Source organism: Limnohabitans sp. (assembly GCF_040400975.1).
Taxonomy (GTDB): domain Bacteria; phylum Pseudomonadota; class Gammaproteobacteria; order Burkholderiales; family Burkholderiaceae_C; genus Limnohabitans_A.
In genome coordinates, this window is the sequence record NZ_JBBAPF010000121.1 from 1 (window position 1) to 1,323 (window position 1,323).

1 protein-coding gene is annotated in these 1,323 nt (G+C 53.1%); it reads right to left on the reverse strand.

Features of this window, described 5'->3' with window-relative positions:
• Nucleotides 1-14: 14 nt before the first annotated feature.
• Nucleotides 15-1,323 (reverse strand): hypothetical protein (locus ABWQ00_RS16110; RefSeq protein WP_353239672.1); only part of this gene is annotated, 1,309 nt, incomplete at its 5' end.

The following is a 1,323-nucleotide window of genomic DNA, read 5'->3' on the forward strand; positions in this document are numbered from 1 at the left end:
GAGCATGCGTGCGTTCACGTACGGAATGTGGAGGATGTGGCTGTGACTAGAGATAGTCCGCGACACAAGTAAGCAACGCCAACGTATGGCACCCACAACGCACGGCCCGGGATGAGAGTGGCAAACTGGCAGTGCTGAGTGACGAATGCGTCAAAATGCTGCCAAGACAACTGTGTCAAGAACGGGATACAAGTTTCCAGCGTGGCGCCACGATCGACAATTGCTGTTGGTGGAATCAGACATGTCAACATGTCTCCGCGTTGCACGCATAGAAGGTGCCCGAAGCCTGCCAATGGCCACTGCACTCCGTCTTTGCGCGCGCCGGCAACATCGTGGCTCAGCAGCCATGGCGTGCCAAGCGAGCGTAATGCTTCCGGAATCAGAGACCTCGCTCGCCATGAGCCTGGCACCCATGCTAATTCCTCGACATGGTCGTGGCCGCCACCCATGGGCTTCATTCTGATGTCACTCATGAGCCGATTGCCATCCTCATTCAAGAATGCCTCGGCTCGTGACATTGCATCTTCAATGCGTTTTTCGCCTATGGCTGCGCGCAACATGGCAATATCTTTGCCTGGGGTAACGTGGCTGAATGGAATTACCCAAGGGCATGTCTCATCCAAGTCGCCAGCGTTGCCGTCATACAACGAGACAATCTTGCTGGTGCCAGACGTGCCATGCTGTGAAATGAGAAGACCATTGTCAATCATGTAGCGCAACATGTGCACTGGCATGCGTGAGTCGGCGTGAACTCCACTGGGACGCCACGGAGCCATGAGTCGATTCCGCTCTGTTTGAGCTTTTCGCAAGCTGCACAACTCAGTCTTCTTCAACTGCTTGACACGGTCCTCAGATGCCATGACATGCTCTGCCATAGTTGCAACCAATGTCTCGAGTGTTGAAATCATATTGTGATTCGTGGTAGAATGGTGACCCACTGACGACAATGTCCAAGTTGCTACCTTTTTCTTCTTGTCCGTTTTCAGCTGCCGCAACAACTCGTTGTACGTGACGAGCCATGATGCCATGTGCGTATGAACAAGGTCTGGAGTGACATGGCCTGACTTCACAATCTTATCCCACCGCTGCGCCATATTGCCTTTGCCTAACCCATAGGTTTTCAAAGCTGCCTTAATGTCATCCAATGCATTGTTTCGCATGACCAACAAGTCACCTGTCACGCCACCCCTGGCACGCTTGGTTGGATCAGAGTGCTCGCAAGCAAGGCTTCTCTTTCTGAAGAAAAAGTCGGCATCGATTGTATAACCCGGCGCAAGGTCCAACGTGCCAACATCGCACACACTGCTGGCAAGTGGCGCTGAG